This is a genomic window from Amycolatopsis sp. NBC_00438, assembly GCF_036026695.1.
Lineage (GTDB): Bacteria > Actinomycetota > Actinomycetes > Mycobacteriales > Pseudonocardiaceae > Amycolatopsis.
Genome location: NZ_CP107923.1, coordinates 8,696,643 through 8,714,403, shown reverse-complemented (window position 1 = coordinate 8,714,403; position 17,761 = coordinate 8,696,643). Strand labels below are relative to the sequence as shown.

Annotated in this window: 19 protein-coding genes; 12 read left to right on the top strand and 7 right to left on the bottom strand. The window is 70.1% G+C overall.

The genetic code is table 11. The features are described from left to right. Positions 1 to 64: 64 nt before the first annotated feature. From OG494_RS40030 to OG494_RS40020, 3 genes are all read left to right on the top strand, one after another. Positions 65 to 1,066 (top strand): MurR/RpiR family transcriptional regulator, encoded by a 1,002-nt coding sequence (locus tag OG494_RS40030; RefSeq protein ID WP_442874341.1) that lies wholly within the window; start codon positions 65 to 67, stop codon positions 1,064 to 1,066. A 23-nt stretch (positions 1,067 to 1,089) separates the two neighbouring features. After that, positions 1,090 to 2,019, top strand: a complete 930-nt coding sequence (locus tag OG494_RS40025; RefSeq protein ID WP_328447730.1) for an N-acetylmuramic acid 6-phosphate etherase — start codon at positions 1,090 to 1,092, stop codon at positions 2,017 to 2,019. 127 nt (positions 2,020 to 2,146) lie between these two features. Then, the gene (locus OG494_RS40020; RefSeq protein ID WP_328447728.1) at positions 2,147 to 3,232 is read left to right on the top strand and encodes a HoxN/HupN/NixA family nickel/cobalt transporter; all 1,086 of its coding nucleotides are present in this window, start codon (positions 2,147 to 2,149) and stop codon (positions 3,230 to 3,232) included. Here the strand turns inward: OG494_RS40020 and OG494_RS40015 are convergent. Then, a complete protein-coding gene (locus tag OG494_RS40015; protein ID WP_328447726.1) occupies positions 3,159 to 4,307 on the bottom strand; it encodes an MFS transporter in 1,149 nt (382 codons plus the stop codon). The genes OG494_RS40020 and OG494_RS40015 overlap by 74 nt on opposite strands. Before the next feature lie 115 nt (positions 4,308 to 4,422). On the opposite strand from OG494_RS40015, the gene OG494_RS40010 reads away from it, so the two are divergent. Next, positions 4,423 to 4,728, top strand: a complete 306-nt coding sequence (locus tag OG494_RS40010; protein WP_328447725.1) for an ArsR/SmtB family transcription factor — start codon at positions 4,423 to 4,425, stop codon at positions 4,726 to 4,728. 11 nt (positions 4,729 to 4,739) lie between these two features. Here OG494_RS40010 and OG494_RS40005 read toward each other — a convergent pair whose 3' ends face one another. Together OG494_RS40005 and OG494_RS40000 are read right to left on the bottom strand one after the other, a co-directional pair. Then, the gene (locus OG494_RS40005) at positions 4,740 to 5,462 is read right to left on the bottom strand and encodes an oxidoreductase (RefSeq protein ID WP_328447723.1); all 723 of its coding nucleotides are present in this window, start codon (positions 5,460 to 5,462) and stop codon (positions 4,740 to 4,742) included. Then, positions 5,459 to 5,956, bottom strand: coding sequence for a phosphoribosyltransferase (locus OG494_RS40000; protein WP_328447721.1), 498 nt, complete (start codon positions 5,954 to 5,956; stop codon positions 5,459 to 5,461). The genes OG494_RS40005 and OG494_RS40000 overlap by 4 nt, the downstream gene beginning before the upstream one ends. 113 nt (positions 5,957 to 6,069) lie before the next feature. On the opposite strand from OG494_RS40000, the gene OG494_RS39995 reads away from it, so the two are divergent. The 3 genes from OG494_RS39995 to OG494_RS39985 all read left to right on the top strand — a co-directional run bounded on the left by OG494_RS39995 (position 6,070) and on the right by OG494_RS39985 (position 9,413). Next, the gene (locus OG494_RS39995; RefSeq protein ID WP_328447719.1) at positions 6,070 to 6,672 is read left to right on the top strand and encodes a GNAT family N-acetyltransferase; all 603 of its coding nucleotides are present in this window, start codon (positions 6,070 to 6,072) and stop codon (positions 6,670 to 6,672) included. Between the two features lie 99 nt (positions 6,673 to 6,771). Continuing rightward, a complete protein-coding gene (acs, locus tag OG494_RS39990) occupies positions 6,772 to 8,754 on the top strand; it encodes an acetate--CoA ligase (protein ID WP_328447717.1) in 1,983 nt (660 codons plus the stop codon). A gap of 143 nt (positions 8,755 to 8,897) precedes the next feature. Then, the gene (locus OG494_RS39985; RefSeq protein WP_326944976.1) at positions 8,898 to 9,413 is read left to right on the top strand and encodes a DUF6319 family protein; all 516 of its coding nucleotides are present in this window, start codon (positions 8,898 to 8,900) and stop codon (positions 9,411 to 9,413) included. A gap of 496 nt (positions 9,414 to 9,909) precedes the next feature. On the opposite strand, the gene OG494_RS39980 is transcribed toward OG494_RS39985, so the two are convergent. Continuing rightward, entirely contained in the window at positions 9,910 to 10,179 is a 270-nt protein-coding gene (locus OG494_RS39980; RefSeq protein ID WP_328447715.1) for a hypothetical protein, read from the bottom strand. Positions 10,180 to 10,183: 4 nt separating this feature from the next. Further along, positions 10,184 to 10,537 carry a cupin domain-containing protein gene (locus tag OG494_RS39975; RefSeq protein WP_328447714.1) on the bottom strand — a complete coding sequence of 118 codons (354 nt, stop codon included), beginning with the start codon at positions 10,535 to 10,537 and terminating at the stop codon, positions 10,184 to 10,186. Between the two features lie 105 nt (positions 10,538 to 10,642). On the opposite strand from OG494_RS39975, the gene OG494_RS39970 reads away from it, so the two are divergent. Further along, entirely contained in the window at positions 10,643 to 11,362 is a 720-nt protein-coding gene (locus tag OG494_RS39970; RefSeq protein WP_328447713.1) for a VIT1/CCC1 transporter family protein, read from the top strand. On the opposite strand, the gene OG494_RS39965 is transcribed toward OG494_RS39970, so the two are convergent. After that, a complete protein-coding gene (locus tag OG494_RS39965) occupies positions 11,359 to 12,816 on the bottom strand; it encodes a peptide MFS transporter (protein WP_328447712.1) in 1,458 nt (485 codons plus the stop codon). The two genes, OG494_RS39970 and OG494_RS39965, sit on opposite strands and share 4 nt — an antisense overlap. 184 nt (positions 12,817 to 13,000) lie before the next feature. Here OG494_RS39965 and nhaA point away from each other — a divergent pair, with 184 nt between their 5' ends. Genes nhaA through OG494_RS39950 form a run of 3 tightly spaced genes read left to right on the top strand, consistent with a single transcriptional unit; the run spans position 13,001 to position 15,674 of the window. Beyond that, complete coding sequence (nhaA, locus tag OG494_RS39960; RefSeq protein ID WP_328447711.1) at positions 13,001 to 14,179, top strand: Na+/H+ antiporter NhaA; 1,179 nt, start codon at positions 13,001 to 13,003, stop codon at positions 14,177 to 14,179. Between the two features lie 59 nt (positions 14,180 to 14,238). Further along, positions 14,239 to 14,739, top strand: coding sequence for a phage holin family protein (locus tag OG494_RS39955; protein WP_328447710.1), 501 nt, complete (start codon positions 14,239 to 14,241; stop codon positions 14,737 to 14,739). Between the two features lie 5 nt (positions 14,740 to 14,744). Further along, a complete protein-coding gene (locus OG494_RS39950; protein ID WP_328447708.1) occupies positions 14,745 to 15,674 on the top strand; it encodes an alpha/beta fold hydrolase in 930 nt (309 codons plus the stop codon). On the opposite strand, the gene OG494_RS39945 is transcribed toward OG494_RS39950, so the two are convergent. Then, positions 15,661 to 16,749, bottom strand: coding sequence for an FAD-dependent oxidoreductase (locus tag OG494_RS39945; RefSeq protein WP_328447706.1), 1,089 nt, complete (start codon positions 16,747 to 16,749; stop codon positions 15,661 to 15,663). The genes OG494_RS39950 and OG494_RS39945 overlap by 14 nt on opposite strands. 109 nt (positions 16,750 to 16,858) lie before the next feature. Here OG494_RS39945 and OG494_RS39940 point away from each other — a divergent pair, with 109 nt between their 5' ends. Beyond that, entirely contained in the window at positions 16,859 to 17,749 is an 891-nt protein-coding gene (locus OG494_RS39940) for a GntR family transcriptional regulator (protein ID WP_328447704.1), read from the top strand. Positions 17,750 to 17,761 lie beyond the last annotated feature (12 nt).

The window sequence follows — 17,761 nt, the reverse complement described above, 5'->3', positions numbered from 1 at the left end:
ATCGAGATCCGCAGACACGGACGGGTTGCGATCGTACCGAAGGGTGTGGGTAACCTTGTCGCAAATGCCAACGGTTAGTAACTTTCCGACGGTGACTGATACCGAATCCGTAGTCGGAACGGCACCGTCCGAAGCCGTGCCGGTCCAGTCGGCCGTACGGGACGCCGACGCCAGCCCGCTGGTCCGGATCCGGTCGCTGCTCCCCGGACTGGCCCGCGCCGAGCAGCGCGTGGCCAAGGTGGTGCTGGAGGATCCCGCGCACGTCGCGAGACGCAGCATCACCGAGGTGGCGCTGGCCGCCAACACGAGCGAGACGACGGTGACGCGGTTCTGCAAGGCCGTCGGCGTCGGCGGCTACCCGCAGCTGCGCATCGCGCTGGCCGCGGACACCGCCCGCACCGAGGCGCGCAGCTCGCGCAACCTCGGCGGCGAGATCGGCCCGGACGACGACCTGGCCGCCGTGATCAGCAAGGTCAGCTTCGCCGACGCGCGCGCCGTCGAAGAGACGGCCGAGCAGCTCGACGTCGCCACGATGCAGCGCGTCATCGAGGTCGTCGCCAACGCCGGCCGCTCCGACGTCTACGGCGTGGGCGCCAGCGCGTTCGTCGCCGCGGACCTGCAGCAGAAGCTGCACCGCATCGGCCGCGTGTGCTTCTCGTGGTCGGACACGCACATCATGCTCACCTCGGCCGCGGTGCTGAGCCCCGGTGACGTCGCGATCGGCGTCTCGCACACCGGCGCGACCACCGACACCGTCGAGGCGCTGCGGGTGGCCCGGGAGCACGGCGCGATCACCATCGCCGTGACGAACTTCCCGCGCTCCCCCATCACGGAGGTCGCCGACTACGTTTTGACGACGGCCGCCCGGGAAACCACCTTCCGTTCGGGGGCCACGGCGAGCCGCATCGCCCAGCTCACCGTCATCGACTGCCTGTTCATCGGCGTCGCGCAGCGGCACATGGACGCGTCGGTCAACGCCCTGGACGCCACCAGGGACGCGGTCGGCTCGCACCGCCTGGGAGTCAGGCCGGACGGTCGCCGCCGTCCTCGGGAAACCGGCAAGTAATGACCGGAGAAAATGTGAGGCGCATGATGACCGTCCCCACGCAGGCGGTGCACGTCGATTCGCCGACCGAGACCCGCAATCCCCGCACCACGGACATCGACCTGATGTCCACCTCGGGGATCCTGGGCGCGATCAACGCCGAGGACCGCACCGTCGCCGGCGCGGTCGCCGCTGTGCTGCCGCAGGTGGCACGGGCGGTCGACTACGCGGTGGAGGCACTGCGGGCCGGTGGCCGGGTGCACTACGTCGGCGCGGGGACGTCGGGTCGTCTCGCCACGCTGGACGCGGCCGAACTGGTGCCGACGTTCAACGTGCCGGGTGACTGGTTCATCGCGCATCACGCCGGCGGCGAGCGCGCTCTGCGCCAAGCCGTCGAAAACGCGGAGGACGACGACGGGGCCGGCGCGGCCGAGATGGCCGCCATGGTCCAGCCGGGTGACTTCGTGCTGGGGCTGACAGCGTCGGGCAGGACGCCGTACGTCTTGGGCGCGCTACTCGCCGCCCAGCGCCAGGGCGCCCACACCGGTCTCGTGTCGGGCAACGCGAAGGCCGCCAAGCCGCCGGGCGTCGACGTGCTCATCGCCGTCGACACCGGGCCGGAGGCGATCGCCGGCTCGACCCGGATGAAGGCGGGCACGGCGCAGAAGATGATCCTCACGTCGTTCTCGACGGCGACGATGATCAAGCTCGGCCGGACCTACTCCAACCTGATGGTCAGCATGCGGGCCACCAACGCGAAGCTGCGCGGCCGGACCATCCGCATCCTGCAGGAAGCCACCGGCATGACGATGGCGGACTGCTCCGACGCGCTCACCGAGGCCGGGGGCGACCTCAAGGTGGCGCTGGTGCACCTGCTGTCCGGGGTGGACGTCACGAGCGCGGCGAAGGCGCTCCACACGTCCGGCGGGCACGTCCGCAAGGCTCTTGACTTGGTGAGGGCGCGCGCCAGCTAGCACGCGGTTAGGGGGTTCCGGGTGGCGGAGCCCCCGGCCAGAGGCGAAGCCTCGGCTGTCACAGACTGATTGCCGTTCATCTGTTCACCTGTCTAACCTCTCAGATGAGAGAAGGCGGGTGGCGAAGATGGGCACGCTTGAAGCGACCGGTTCACGGCTCTCACGCCGTGAATGGGTCTCCGTGGGCGGGATGGCCGGGTTCATCCTGCTGCTGAACGTCGTGGGCTGGGTGGTGCTGACGGCTTTCGTCGCACCCCAGCACTACGCGTTGGGGACGTCCGGCGTGTTCGGGATCGGGCTGGGCGTCACGGCGTTCACGCTCGGCATGCGGCACGCCTTCGACGCCGATCACATCGCCGCGATCGACAACACGACCCGCAAGCTGATGGCCGACGGCCAGCGGCCGCTGTCGGTCGGCTTCTGGTTCTCCCTCGGGCACTCGACGATCGTCTTCGTGCTGTGCCTGCTGCTCTCCCTCGGCGTCCGGGCGCTGGCCGGGCAGGTCGAGGACGACGGGTCGGCGCTGCACAAGACCACCGGCCTCATCGGGACGTCGGTGTCCGGCGTGTTCCTGTATGTGATCGCGATCCTCAACCTCGTGGTGCTCGTCGGCATCCTGCGGGTCTTCAAGCGGATGCGCCGCGGCGAGTTCGACGAGGCCGCGCTGGAGCACCAGCTGGACAACCGGGGCCTGATGAACCGGCTGCTGCGCGGGGCGACGAAAGCCGTGCGCAAGCCGTGGCACATCTACCCCGTCGGCCTGCTGTTCGGGCTGGGCTTCGACACCGCGACGGAGATCGGCCTGCTGGTGCTGGCCGCGGGCGCCGCGACGTTCGCCCTGCCCTGGTACGCGATCCTCGTGCTGCCGATCCTGTTCGCGGCCGGGATGAGCCTGTTCGACACCGTGGACGGCTGTTTCATGAACTTCGCCTACGGCTGGGCGTTCGCGAAGCCGGTGCGCAAGATCTTCTACAACCTCACGGTGACGGCCCTGTCGGTCGCCGTCGCGCTGCTGATCGGCACGATCGAGCTGGTGTCGATCCTCGCCGAGAAGCTCGACATCACGTCCGGGCCGCTGGCCGCGATCGCGTCGGTCGACCTGGACTACGTCGGGTTCGGGATCGTCGGGTTGTTCGTGCTCACCTGGGTGATCGCACTGGCGGTGTGGCGGTTCGGGCGGATCGAGGAGAAGTGGTCCGCGAAGCTGGGGTGACGCCCAGCGCGAGCGCGGCCAGGGCGGCGAGCGCGCCGGCCGGGCCGACCCACGCCGGGCCCGCTTCGGCGAGGACGACGCCGCCGAGCACCGAGCCGAGCGCGCCGCCGACGTAGATCGCCGAGCCGTTGACGCCCAGTGCGACGGTCGGGACGTCCGGCGCGATCGTGAACAGCCGGTGCTGCTGCGGCACCATCATCATCCCGCCGAACGCGCCGGCGAACAGCGCGAGCAGCAACGCCCCGGGCAGCGTCAGCACGGCGAGATCCAGCACGGCGAGCACGACGGCGGTGCCGGCCAGCGAAAGCGCGAGGACCCGTGCCGGGCCGAGGCGGTCGGTGGCGCGGCCGGTGAACGTCGTCCCGGCGAGCTGGCCGAGCCCGAACCCGACCAGCACCCACGACAGCACCGCGCCGGTCGCGACCGGCGCGACCAGCACCGGCAGGTAGACGAACACGGTGAACCCGGCGAGCGTGCCGAAGACCGTCACCACCAGGACGCGGGCGACCGCCGGCCGCACGACGACGGCGAGGCGTTCGCGCAGCCCGGCGGCGGGCACGCGGACCTCGGGGATGATCGGGATCAGGGCCGCGACGACGATCGCGATCACGCCGATCCCCCACATCACCGCGCGCCAGCCGAACCAGTGCCCGGCGAGCACGCCGATCGGGACGCCGAGCACCATCGACACGCTCATCCCGGCGGCGACCGTGGACAGCGCCCGCCCTCGGCGTTCTTCGGACGAGAGCGCCCCGGCGAGGACGTAGGCGTTGGACTGGAACGCGGCCGCGCCGACCGCCGCGAGCAGCCGGGCCGCGGCGACCACCGCGAACGACGTCCCGAGCGCCTGCCCGGCCATGCCCACGGTGAACAGCGCCATGCCGCCGGCCAGCACCCACCGGCGGTCCCAGGTGCCGGTGAACGCGGCGATGAGCGGCGACGCGACCGCGTACGTCAGGGCGAAGACGGTGGTGAGCTGGCCCGCGACGGACTCCGTCACGTGCAGGTCGGCGGCGATGACCGGCAGCAGGCCGTTGAGCACGAACCCGTCGGTGCCGACGGTGAACGTGCCCACCGCGAGGACGAGCAGGATCCCCAGCCGATCATTAGATGATCGTCGAATCGTCATACGGTCATGATGGAGCTATACTTCGATCGTTGTCAAACGATCCAACTGTTGGGAGGCCGCGGTGCCCAGGACGCTGCCTCAGCCGGCGCGCGAGGCGATCGAGATCGTGACGGTGCTGCAGGCGCTCGCCGATCCGGTGCGCTTGGAGGTCATCCGCGAACTGTCGACGGTGACGGAGCCGCGCAGCTGCTCGCTCGAGGCGTACGACGTCGACATCACGGCGGCGACGCTGTCGCACCACTGGCGCGTGCTGCGCGAAGCCGGGTTGACGACGACGTTCGTCGACGGACGCCGGCGCTGGGTCGAACTACGGCGTGACGACCTGCAGGCGCGGTTCCCCGGCCTGCTGGACGCCGTGCTTGCTTAAGCTGTGCTGGCTTAAGAAGCCGCGTCCGAGATGCTCTTCGCCTCGCGCGCACCGGCTTCGAACGCTTCGCAGTTGAAGAGCAGCCACGCGCGTACGCCCTCCGACGTCCCGCTCGCGAATCCTTCCGCCGCTTCGAGATAGCGCGGCACGCGACGGAAGAACGCGACCTCCGGAATGCTCAACGCCTTCGGGTCGAGGCCTGTCGCGACCATCGTCAGCCGCGCCGCGGCCCGCGCCACGACGCCGTCCGCGCTGCCGAAAGGCTTGAGCGCCAACAGTTCCCCGTGCACGACGGCCGTCAGGACCGGGCCCGGCACCGAGGTCGCGCCGGTGACCAGCTGGGCCAGCATCTCCAAGCGGCCACCGCCGGAATGCGGGCGCCCCAACGCATCCGGGTCGCTGACGAGGTCCGCCGCGGCGAGAACGTGCATGCGTGCCAACGCTTGCATGGGCGCGCGGCGCCACGTCGGCAGCAGCGTCTCCAGCGTCTCGGCGACGCGCAGCGCGCCCGCCAGCACCGGGTCCGTGACCCCGCCGTCGGCCGGCAGTTCCGGATTGGCGCCTTCGATCCCCGCCGACGCGCGCGCCGCGCGGACGGACGCTTCGGCCGCGGTCGCCGCACCGCCACGGAGGTTCGCCGGGAGGCGGTGCACCGCGAACACGGCGTCCTGCGCGGATTTCGCCGCCGCCGCCACACCTTCGAGGTTCAGCAGGGGCTTCAGCGGATCGCTCATGCGTCGAGAACCTGTCCTTCGCGTTTGACCACGGGCGGCAGCACCGACCACGGGAAGTTGATCCACTTGTCGGTGCGGCGCCAGGCGTACTCGCACTTGACCGTCGAATGCGGCTTCTCGTAGACGACGGCCGAGCGCACCTCGGCGACGTGGTCGAGGCAGTAGTCGCGGACGAGCTTGAGGGTGGCGCCGGTGTCGGCGACGTCGTCGGCGATCAGCACCTTCTTGCTCGTGAGGTCGACGGCGTTCGGCACCGGCGGCAGCATCACCGGCAGGTCGAGGCGCTGGTCGACGCCGGTGTAGAACTCGACGTTCATCACGTGCAGGTTCTTCACGTCGAGCGCGTAGCCGAGCGAGCCGGCGACGAACAGGCCGCCGCGGGCGATGGAGAGGATGAGGTCGGGCGCGAAGCCGTCGTCGGCGATGGTGTGAGCCAGTTCACGCGCTGCCGTGCCGAACAGCTCCCAGCTCAGCTCTTCCCGCTCTTCGGCCATCGTTCGCGCCCTTCGGTCGTGGTCGACCGAGCATAGGCAACGCCGAAGTGGCCTCTGGAAATGCTCCGAAATTGGCTATCATGAACGGCCAATGACGGCTTTACGGTGGTCCTGTGAGTGACTGGAGCACCCTGCCGACCCTGTCCGGCGAACACGTCCGCCTGGAACCGCTGACGCCCGAGCACGCCAAGGGCCTGTTCGAGGCCGGCGCCGACCCGGGCATCTGGGCCTGGCTCAGCATCCGGCAGCCCGCGGACGTCCCGGCCGCCGAACGGATGATCTCGGACGCGCTGGCCGACCCCGCCCGGCGGCCGTTCGCGCAGCTCGAGGTCACGTCCGGCCGGGTCGCCGGGACGACGTCGTACTACCAGGTCGTGGCGCAGCACCGGATCCTCTCGATCGGGCACACCTGGATCGGCGCGGACTGGCAGCGCACCGGGCTGAACACCGAGTCGAAACTGCTGCTGCTCACGCACGCGTTCGAAACCCTTGACGCACAACGGGTCTGCTGGGAAACGGATATCCGCAACCTGCGCTCACAACGCGCCATCGAGCGACTTGGCGCGCTTCGTGAAGGCGTCCTGCGCGCGCACCGGATCCGGCCGGACGGCTCTTCGCGCGACACCGTCACCTACTCGATGCTCGCGCCGGAATGGCCGGCCGCGAAGGCCCGGCTGACTGAACGCTTAGTCACCGGCGCTCGCCTGCCTCGGTGAAACCCCGGGGCAACGTGGGTGCAACCTTTTACAAGGCGGACTAACGTCGCTAGCGTGCCGCTAGCCGGTGATCGGCGCACTACAGGAGGCCTTGCAACCATGACCGAGCAGTCCCCAGCCCTGGACAACCTGCTCACCGAGAGCCGTACTTTCCCGCCCAGTGACGATTTCGCTGCTCAGGCCAACGCGCAGGCCGAGCTCTACGCCGAGGCGGACGCCGATCGCGAGGCCTTCTGGGCGAAGCAGGCGGAGCGGCTGACGTGGGACACGAAGTGGACCACGGTACTGGACTGGACCAATGCGCCGTTCGCGAAGTGGTTCGTCGGCGGCAAGCTGAACGTCGCGTACAACTGCGTCGACCGGCACGTCGAGTCCGGCCACGGCGAGCAGGTCGCGATCCACTGGGTCGGCGAGCCGGGTGACACCCGCGACATCACCTACGCCGAGCTGAAGACCGAGGTCTCCAAGGCCGCCAACGCCCTCCTGTCCCTCGGCGTCACCGCCGGCGACGTCGTGGCGATCCAGCTGCAGATGGTCCCCGAGGCCATCTTCGCGATGCTCGCGTGCGCCCGGATCGGCGCGCTGCACAGCGTCGTCTTCGGCGGCTTCTCGCCGACCGCGCTGCGCGCCCGCGTCGACGACGCCGCCGCGAAGATCGTGATCACCTCCGACGGCCAGTTCCGCCGCGGCAAGGCGGCGCCGATGAAGGCGAACGTCGACGAAGCGCTCGAAGGCGCCGACAGCGTCGAGAAGGTCATCGTCGTGCGGCGCACCGGCGACCAGCTCGAGGGCGACGTCCCGTGGACCGACGGCCGCGACCTGTGGTGGCACGAGCTCGTCGGCGAACAGTCCGAAGAGCACACTCCCGAGGCGTTCGACAGCGAGCACCCGCTGTTCATCCTCTACACCTCCGGCACCACCGGGAAGCCGAAGGGCATCCTGCACACCTCCGGCGGATACCTGACGCAGACGGCGTACACGCACCACAACGTCTTCGACCACAAGGCCGGCGAAGACGTCTACTGGTGCACCGCGGACATCGGCTGGATCACCGGCCACAGCTACATCGTCTACGGCCCGCTCGCGAACCGCGTCACGCAGGTCGTCTACGAAGGCACGCCGAACACCCCGCACGAGGGCCGGCACTGGGAGATCATCCAGAAGCACAAGGTCTCCATCTACTACACCGCGCCGACGCTGATCCGCACGTTCATGAAGTGGGGCGCGGAAATCCCGGAGAAGTACGACCTGTCGTCGCTGCGGGTGCTGGGCTCGGTCGGCGAGCCGATCAACCCCGAGGCGTGGATCTGGTACCGCGAGAACATCGGCGCGGGCAAGGCGCCGATCGTCGACACGTGGTGGCAGACCGAAACCGGCGCGATCATGATCTCGCCGCTGCCGGGCGTCACCTCCACCAAGCCGGGCTCGGCGCAGAAGGCGCTGCCGGGCATCTCCGCGAAGGTCGTCGACGACCAGGCGTCCGAAGTTCCCCACGGCGGCGGCGGGTACCTGGTGCTCGACCAGCCGTGGCCGTCGATGCTGCGCGGCATCTGGGGCGACAACGAGCGCTACCAGGAGACGTACTGGTCGCGCTTCAAGGACCAGGGCTTCTACTTCGCCGGCGACGGCGCGAAGTACGACAACGACGGCGACATCTGGCTGCTCGGCCGCGTCGACGACGTGATGAACGTGTCCGGCCACCGGATCTCGACGACCGAGGTCGAGTCGGCGCTCGTCTCGCACCCGACGGTGGCCGAGGCCGCGGTCGTCGGCGCGAGCGACCCGACGACCGGGCAGGGCATCGTCGCGTTCGTCATCCTGCGCGGCAACGCGGTGGACGGCGGCGAGGAGGCCATCCAGGCGCTGCGCAACCACGTCGCGAAGGAGATCGGGCCGATCGCGAAGCCGCGGCAGATCATGGTCGTGCCGGAGCTGCCGAAGACGCGCTCGGGCAAGATCATGCGCCGTCTGCTGCGCGACGTCGCGGAGAACCGGCAGGTCGGCGACGTCACCACACTGGCCGACTCGACCGTGATGGACCTGATCTCGTCGGGCCTGCAGACGGGCAAGTCCGAGGAGTGAGCTAGCGTCTTGCGTGTCAGAGCCCTTCCGGCTTCGCGCCGGGAGGGCTCTTTCATGAACCCCCCGAGCGGCACACTTCGAACGCATGTTCTACACTGTGCCGCGAACCACACCCCCTTCCCGGGCAAGGAGACGACACGACGATGACCGTGGATGTCCTGACGCACGACGAGGAAACGGCTTCGGCGACCCCTGAGGCGCCCGCCGTTGCCACTGACGAGGCGACGACCGTCACCGAGTCCGCGTCCACCTCTTCGGAGGGCGCTGCTTCTTCGGAGGCTGCTGCTCCTTCGGAGGACTCTGCTTCCGCTGAGCCCGCCGCCGAAGAGGCACCGAAGCCGAAGCGAGGCCGCCCGAAGGGTGCGGCGACCGCGTCGACGGCGAAGAAGACCCGCACGGTCGAGCTGATCCTCACCGTCACCGGCACCGCCGATGGCGAGTGGCAGGCCGAGCTGAAGAACGGCTCCAAGTGGGTCGCGAAGGGCCTGGAGATCCCCGCCGCCGCGGTGTCGCGCGCGGCGAAGGAACTGCACGCCGACCTCTCCGGCCCGATCGACGAGGTGATCAACCAGGCCCGCGAGGCGCAGGCCGCGAAGGTCGCCGCGCTGGAAGCCGAGCTCGAGAAGGCCAAGCAGGCCCTCGCCGAGCTGGACGCCTGAGTTTCCGGCTTTCTCTCCAGGAAGCGCCCGGTTCCGCCTTGAGCGGGGCCGGGCGTTTCCGCTTTGCGCAGGACTTTTTCGTGAAACCTTTTCGCGGAGTTCTCGCGCCTCGACGGCCTGAAAACAGCCCCCGCCCTTCCCTGGGGGGCGTCCCCGATCCCAGCGTACCGGCCACCACCTGCGAAAACCGGCCGCTCGGCGATCTGTGGACAACCTGCGCGACTGTGGATGGACGTTTGCGTCGTGATCCGAATTCCGGTAGGGCCGATGTCCGGCGCGGCCAGAGATCGGCTCGCGTGGGTGGGATCGTTCGCCGCCGCGGTCTACGCGATCAGCTCGCGTGACGGGACGGTCAACAAGCGTGATTGGACGGCCGACTCGCGTGATTCGGGCGCCGACACGCGTGACTGGGGAGCCGCCACGCGTACTTGCGGGGTCGGGCGGCATGTCTGGAGGGTCAGCTTGCGTGACTCGGGGGGGCAGCCTCCGGCGCCGGTCAATCGCCGGCTTTCCGGCGTGCGTCGAAGTCGGCCAGCCATGCTTGGAAGTCGAGCGGCCCGTAGAGGTGCTGCCCCGGGGCGACCAGCATGTCCGCGACGACCAGGCCCTCGATCGCATCCCACACCAAGTCGTCCTGGATGTCGCCGGCCTCCTCCGTGTGCCAGGGAGTTGCCCAGTCGGAGACTTGCCCGGGAGTGAGCCGTCCCTCCACGAGATCGAGGAGTGTTTCTCGCACCTGATCGCGGGTGGGCTCCGGCGTCGACACGGCGTCAGGCGATCGGGGGACGGGCCGGCAGCGGGGACTTGAACTCCACCCACATCGAGTCCGTCAGCGCCTCCACCTGGTGCGAGACCCCTTTCGGGTGCACCACCGAATCGCCCGGTTCCAGGACCGACTCCACGCCGTCCACGACGCCTCGCACGCGTCCCGACAGGATGTACACGATCGAGTCATGGTCGTGCTCGTGCGGCGGTGAAGACACCCCGGCCGGGTAGTGGATCAAGTACGCCAGGCCGCTGTCCGCGCTCTCCAGCAGGCGGAACCGGCCCTCGCCCCCGTTGAGCGGCAGGCCCTCGACGGTGACCAGCGGCTGCCACACTTGCTCGTCCATGCCGACCATCATGACCGAAAGTCCCGGTGAGCGAGACGTCCACTGAGGACTCTCTCAGGAACTTAGGCAAGGCAAACCGGGCTGCCCGGATCTTGCCGTTCGTGTTTCACTTGTCAGGTGACCGAAACCATCGCCACGCCGCACGCCCACGAGCCGCACGAAGGTGTCGGCGGGAAGCTGAACTGGCTGCGGGCCGGGGTTCTCGGGGCGAACGACGGGATCGTGTCGGTCGCGGGCATCGTCGTCGGGGTGGCCGGCGCGACCACCGAAGCCACCACGATCCTCACCGCCGGCATCGCCGGGCTGGTCGCCGGGGCCTTTTCCATGGCCGGCGGGGAATACGTCTCCGTCAGCACCCAGCGCGACACCGAGCAGGCGCTGATCCGGCTGGAGAAACAGGAACTGAAGACCATGCCGGAGGCCGAGGAGCAGGAGCTCGCCGACATCTACCGGCAGAAAGGGCTCTCGCCGGAGCTGGCCCGGCAGGTCGCCCGCGAGCTGACCGAAAACGACGCGCTGCAGGCGCACGCGGAAGCCGAACTCGGCATCGATCCGGACAATCTGACCAGCCCGTGGCAGGCGGCGTGGGCGTCGCTGATCGCGTTCTCCGTCGGCGCGCTGCTGCCGCTGCTGGCCATCGCCTGGGCCGGCGTCTCCCTGAGGGTGTGGGCGTGCGCCGCCGCGGTCGTCGTCGGCCTCACGCTGACCGGGTTGATCAGCGCGAGGCTCGGCGACGCGAAGGTGGGGCGCGCGATCCTCCGCAACGTCGGCGTCGGCGCCCTCACCATGGTGGTGACCTACTTCGTCGGGGTGCTGTTCGGCGTCACGATCGGCTAGTGCACGCCCTTCATCATCCGGCGGATGAACGGCGACGCGACGAACAGCAGGACGCCGATGACGATGGCGACGCCGCCGACCGTGCCGAAGTACGCACCCTCGTGGTCTGCCGAGTAGTACTCGGCGAGCTTGCCGGACATCGCCGTGCCGAACGAGATCGACAGGAAGTTCAGCGCCACCATCTGGGTGCGGAAGGCGTTCGGCGCCAGTTTGGTGGCCAGCGCCAGCCCGACCGGGGACAGCCCCAGCTCGCCGAGGGTGAACACGGCCAGGATGAGCACCATCGCGATCAGCGGGGTGCCGTTCGGGCCGGTGCCGGTGAACGGCAGGAACAGCAGGAACGCGACGCCCATGATGATCGTGCTGATGACGAACTTGATCGGCGACGACGGCTGCCGCGTCCCCAGCTTCGTCCACAGCAGCGCGAACAGCGGCGAGAACAGGATGACGAACACCGGTCCGACCGAGCCGACCCACGGGATCGGCATCTCCCAGCCGAAGATCTTCCGGTCGAGGCGGGTGTCGGCGTAGGTCGCGAGGACCGTGAAGATCTGCTGGTACAGCGAGAAGAACGCGGCGCTGGCGATGAACATCGGGATGAACGAGTACACCCGGCTGCGCTCGTCGGCGTCGACCTTGCGGCTCGAGAGGATCACCGCGAAGTAGACGATCGAGATCCCGCCGACCGCCCAGAGCACGGCGTCGGCGAGGTTGTCGCCCCGGACGACCCCGGTGAGCACCAGCACGACGATCACGGCGATGCCGACGACCACGCCGCCGACGACCAGCAGGCGGTTCGACGCCGGCAGCGGGTTCGGCACCTCGCTCGCCTTGTCCGGCAGGTTGCGCCGGCCCAGCGTGTACTGGACCAGGCCCAGCGCCATGCCGACGGCGGCCAGGCCGAAGCCGAAGTGGAAGCCCGCCTGGTCCCAGACCAGGCCGGTGAGGATCTGCCCGACGAACGCGCCGAGGTTGATGCCCATGTAGAAGATCGTGAAGCCGGCGTCACGGCGTTCGTCGTCCGGCGCGTAGAGCGTGCCGACGATGCCGGTGGCGTTCGCTTTCAGCCCGCCGCTGCCGATCGCGACGCACGCGAGGCCGACGCCGAGGCCCGCGACGCCGGGGATCACGGCCAGGCTGATGTGGCCGACCATGATCAGCGCGGCGCTGAAGAACAACGTGCGTTCGGAGCCGAGCAGCCGGTCCGCGACCCACGACCCGAGCACGGTCGCGAGGTAGACCAGGCCGCCGTACGCGCCGACGATGCCGAGCGCGGGCGCCTTGGGCAGGGCGAGCCCGCCCTGGTCGATCGCGTAGTACAGGTAGAACGGCAGGATGCCGAGCATCCCGTAGTAGGAGAAGCGCTCCCACATCTCGACGCCGAAGAGGTTCGCCAGCCCTCGTGGGTGCCCGAAGAACCTCTTGTCCTGCTGGACCTCGGTGGAGGTGCTCACAACTGAGTCATCCTTTGTCTGGACTTCGTTGTCGGTTCGCATGGTATGAGCCCACCGTGTGACCCACCACCGGCACGAGGTGTGGTCCCCGCCATAACGGTCGGTGACGAACGGCGTTAAAATCACGTCAAGGTGCGCCGGGAAGTCTGGTCGGCAACAGTGATCAGCGACCCCAGGAGCCGCCGTGTCCCGCCCGTTGAGCGAATTCGCGCGTTACCTGCGCACCGAGACCACCGGCGGGATGATCCTGCTCGGCGCGACGGCGCTCGCCCTGGTCTGGGCCAACTCCCCGCTGCGCGACAGCTACCACGCACTGCGCGACCTCCGGCTCGGCCCGGAGCTCCTCCACCTGAACCTCACCATCGGTGACTGGGCCAAGGACGGCCTGCTCGCGCTCTTCTTCTTCGTCGCCGGGCTGGAGCTCAAGCGCGAGCTCGTCATCGGCGAGCTGTCGCGGTTCAAGCAGGCCGTGCTGCCGGTCGTCGCCGCGATCGGCGGGATGGTCGTGCCCGCGCTGGTCGCGCTGAGCGTCGGCTGGGGGACGCCGGGGATCGACCGGGCGTGGGCGATCCCGGTCGCGACGGACATCGCGTTCGCGCTCGGCGTCCTCGCGCTGACGGCGTCGAACCTGCCCTCGAGCGCGCGGGTGTTCCTGCTGTCGCTGGCCGTGGTGGACGACCTCGGCGCGATCATCGTCATCGCCCTGGTCTTCACGACCGGCTTCGACCTGGTCGCCGTGGCCGTCGCCGTCGTGGCCCTCGCGCTCTACGCCTTCCTGCAGCACCGTCGCGTCCGGACGCCGTGGATCTACGTCCCGCTCGCGCTCGTCACCTGGGTCGCGGTGCACTCGGCGGGGGTCCACGCGACGATCGCCGGCGTCGCGCTGGGCCTGCTCACCCGCGTCCGGCCCGACGAGGGTGAGGCCGAGGCCCCGGCGTTGCGGCTGGAGCACCGGCTGCAGCCGTGGTCGGCGGCCGTCGCCGTACCGCTCTTCGCGTTGTTCGCCGCCGGCATCTCGGTCAGCGGCGACTCGCTCGGCAAGGTCTTCACGACGGCGTTGCCGCTCGCGGTGCTCGCCGGGCTGCTCGGCGGCAAGGTCGTCGGCATCTTCGGCGCGAGCTTCCTGGCGGTGAAGCTGAAGTTCGCCGAGAAACCGCGCGACGTGGGCTGGCGTGACATCGGCGCGTTGTCGCTGCTCGGCGGCGTGGGCTTCACGGTCAGCCTGCTGATCGCCGACCTCGCGCTGCCCGCCGAGGCGAGCGAACTGGCCAAGGCGGCGGTGCTGATCGCGTCCGGGATCGCGTCCCTGCTGGCCGCGGTGATGCTCCTGCGGCGGAGCAAGGTCCACGCCGAAGCGGATTGATCGCCGACACTCGGACACGCCGCCGCGCCCGCTTCACGGCGTCATGGCACGATGACCCGGTGAGCAGCCCCAAACACGAACGCACCGGCCCCGACGGCGTGGGGGCCGTGCCTTACCTCCCGCTGTCCTCCGACACCGACGTCCCCGGCGACCAGTCCCTCGGCCGCCTGGTCGGCGACGCGACCCAGCACATCTCCACCCTGGTCCGGGCCGAGATGGAGCTGGCGAAGTCCGAGCTGGTCGGCGAGGTGAAGAAGGGCCTCAAGGGGGCCGTCTACTTCTTGATCGCGCTGACCGTCCTGCTGTACAGCTCGTTCTTCTTCTTTTTCTTCCTGGCCGAAGGCTTCGCGGACTGGTTCCGGTCCCTGCACCGCTGGGGCGCGTTCGGCATCGTGTTCGTCGTGATGCTGCTCGTCGCGGTCGCGGCCGGGTTCCTCGGCTACCGCAAGGTGAAGAAGTTCAAGGCACCCGAGCGGACGATCGCCAGCGTCAAGGAGACGGCCGCCGCGCTGAAGCCGCAGAAGGCGCCCGAAGCCGACTTGACCACCACGCGCGACTGAATTCGTTGCACCCGTCCCCCGACCCGTCGATCGTCCGGATCGACGGACCGTGGGCGCACCGAGACGTCTCCGCGAACGGCATCCGGCTGCACATCGCCGAACTCGGCGAAGGCCCGGTCGTGGTGCTGCTGCACGGGTTCGCCGAGTTCTGGTGGACCTGGCACCACCAGCTGCGGGCGCTCGCCGACGCCGGGTTCCGCGCGGTCGCCGTCGACCTGCGCGGCTACGGCGACTCGGACAAACCGCCGCGGGGTTACGACGCCTGGACGCTCGCCGGCGACATCGGCGGGCTGATCAAGTCGCTCGGCGCCCGGCGCGCGCACCTCGTCGGACACGCGTGGGGCGGCATGCTCGCCTGGACGGTCGCCGCGCTGCACCCCCGGCTCGTGTCGTCGGTGACGGCGATCGGGGGTGCCCACCCGCTCGCGCTGCGGTCGTCGATCGCCCGCACGCTCTGGCGTGGCCAGGGCCGCGCGGCCGGGCACCTGTTCCGCTTCCAGATGCCGATGGCGCCGGAGAAGTGGCTGACCCGCGCGGACGCCCAGGCCGTCGAGGACCTGTTCGACGCGTGGGCCGGCGAGGCCTGGCGGTCCACTTCGGACTTCGCCGACAGCACCACGGCGTTCCGGCAGGCGATGCTCGTGCCGGGCGTCGCGCACAGCGCGCTGGAGTACTACCGCTGGGCGTTCCGCGCGCAGTTCCGCGGTGAGGGCCGCCGGTTCACCGACGCCGTCGGCCGCCGGATCGCGGCCCCCACGCTGCAGCTGCACGGCGCCGACGACACCTGCATCCTCCCCGACACGGCGACGTCGTCCGCGCGCTGGGCGGGCCCGCACGCCGAGCCGGAGTTCTGGCCGGGCGTCGGGCACTTCCCCCACCTCGAGGTGCCGGACCGCACGTCGGCGGCCCTGGTGGGCTTCCTCAGCCGAGCGTGAGCGCGTTCTTCGCCTGCTCCAGCGACTCCTCCGAAGGTCCGCCCGTCGGGTTCTCCGTGGCCAGCGCCTGGTTGAGCGCGACGAACGGCCGCATCCGGCGTTCGTACGCCGCGAACGCCTCCCCGTGTTCGGCGCGGCCGAGCTCCTGCGCCAGGACGTACGCGCCGGCGAGCGCGAGGCTGGTGCCCTGGCCGGACAGCGCCGACCCGCAGTAGCCGGCGTCACCGACCAGCACGACCCGGCCCGCCGACCAGCGGTCCAGGTGGATCTGCGCCATCGCGTCGAAGTAGAAGACGTCGGCTTCGGTCATGGCGGACAACAGCTTCGGCACCTCCCAGCCGACCCCGGCCAGCCGCTCGGCGATCAGGCGCTTCTGCTCCGGGACGGTCATCGGGGGCAGCGGCGCCGAGCCGAAGCCGAGGGTCACGCGCAGCTCGGTGTTGTCCCGCACCGGGTAGATCGCGCCGCCGGTCTCCTCGTGCCGGAACCACATCTGCCAGTCCTCGAGGCCGAGGAAGTTGGGCGCCGGGAAGATCGCCAGGTACTGGCCGAGGTGCGTGCTGAACCGCTCCTCCGGACCGAAAGCCAGCCGCCGGACCGCCGAGTGCAGGCCGTCGGCGCCGACGACGAGGTCGAACGTCCGGAAGCCGCCGTGCTCGAACTCCACGCGCACGCCGTGCGCGTCCTCGGTCAACGCCGTGACCGAGTCGCCGAAGACGTACTCGACGTCGGCCGCCTCGTGCAGGATCGCGACGGCGTCATCGCGCAGGATTTCGAAGTCGGCGCTGTCGAGCCGGCCGCTGCTGTGGGTGAACTCCTCGGACCGGTACAGCTCCTGCCCGGTCCCGTCCAGCACGGACATCCCGCGCATCCGCGTCCGCTTCGCCCGTAACCGCTCGCCCAGGCCCATCCGGTCGACGACGTCGAGCGCGACGCCGCGCACGTCGACCGCCTGGCCGCCGGTGCGCGGCCCGGGCGCGCGTTCCACGACGGTCACCGTCCAGCCGTCGCGCGCCAGGAACCAGGCCACGGCGCTCCCGGCGACGCCCGCTCCCGAGATCAGTACGTTCCGCATGCATCCTCCAGAGTTGTACGCTTGCCTGCGCCACACTGGAGTTTTCGCAGTTCGACGGCCAATTCTGTACTAGCACAGATGGCTGGCTGTACTAGGTCAGGAGACCGCCGTGAAGTACGTGGTCATCGCCGAGGAGCTGCGCGGCCGGATCGCGCGGGGCGAACTCCCACCGGGCGCGCGGGTGCCCTCGACCCGGCGGCTGGCCGCCGACCACGGCGTCGCGCCGGCGACCGCGGCGAAGGCGCTCGCCCTGCTGAACCAGGAAGGGCTGGTGCGCGCGGAGCCGCGGTCCGGCACGGTCGTCGCGGCTCGTGACCACCGCGGCGGGCACCGGGGCCTGACGCGGGACCGGATCGTGCGCACGGCGATCGACATCGCCGATGCCGAAGGGCTCGCCGCGCTGTCCATGCGCGGGGTGGCGGCGAGGCTCGGCGTCGCGGCCATGGCGCCCTACCGGTACGTGCGCGGCAAGGACGAGCTCGTGCTGCTCATGGCCGACACCGCGTACGGCGAGCGCGGCTACCCGGAAACCGCGCCGGCGGGCTGGCGCGAGCGGCTGACGCTGGCCGGCCGGACCCTCTGGTCGCTCCACCGGCGGCACCCGTGGCTGGCCCAGCTCACGCCGATCACCCGCCCGCTGCCGTTGCGCAACCTGGCGACGCACGCGGAATGGGCGCTCTCGGCGCTGGCCGAGCTGGCCGGCGACGCGGCCACCCTGTGCGACCTGCACGTGCTGTTCTTCAGCTACGTCCAGGGCATCGCGATCCACCTCGAACGCGAGCAGCACGCGCTGGCCGCGTCCGGGCTGTCCGAAGAGCAGTGGATCGACCACCAGGCACCCGCGATGGCGGCGATGGTCAGCGGCCACCCGACCTTCGCCCGGATGCTGACCGAGCTGAGCACGAACGGCTACGACCTCGTCCTGGACGAGGTCTTCGAGTCGGGCCTGCGCGCCCTGCTGGACGGCCTCGCGCTGCGGTACGGGGTCGTGAGTGTTTAGGGCGGTTCTAAC

Excerpts from the sequence above, each read along its gene's own strand:
- OG494_RS40030 (WP_442874341.1), top strand. The coding sequence starts at position 65 with ATGCCAACGGTTAGTAACTTTCCGACGGTGACTGATACCGAATCCGTA.
- OG494_RS40025 (WP_328447730.1), top strand. The coding sequence starts at position 1,090 with ATGATGACCGTCCCCACGCAGGCGGTGCACGTCGATTCGCCGACCGAG.
- OG494_RS40020 (WP_328447728.1), top strand. The coding sequence starts at position 2,147 with ATGGGCACGCTTGAAGCGACCGGTTCACGGCTCTCACGCCGTGAATGG.
- OG494_RS40005 (WP_328447723.1), bottom strand. The coding sequence starts at position 5,462 with ATGAGCGATCCGCTGAAGCCCCTGCTGAACCTCGAAGGTGTGGCGGCG.
- OG494_RS40000 (WP_328447721.1), bottom strand. The coding sequence starts at position 5,956 with ATGGCCGAAGAGCGGGAAGAGCTGAGCTGGGAGCTGTTCGGCACGGCA.
- acs (WP_328447717.1), top strand. The coding sequence starts at position 6,772 with ATGACCGAGCAGTCCCCAGCCCTGGACAACCTGCTCACCGAGAGCCGT.
- OG494_RS39985 (WP_326944976.1), top strand. The coding sequence starts at position 8,898 with ATGACCGTGGATGTCCTGACGCACGACGAGGAAACGGCTTCGGCGACC.
- OG494_RS39975 (WP_328447714.1), bottom strand. The coding sequence starts at position 10,537 with ATGATGGTCGGCATGGACGAGCAAGTGTGGCAGCCGCTGGTCACCGTC.
- OG494_RS39945 (WP_328447706.1), bottom strand. The coding sequence starts at position 16,749 with ATGCGGAACGTACTGATCTCGGGAGCGGGCGTCGCCGGGAGCGCCGTG.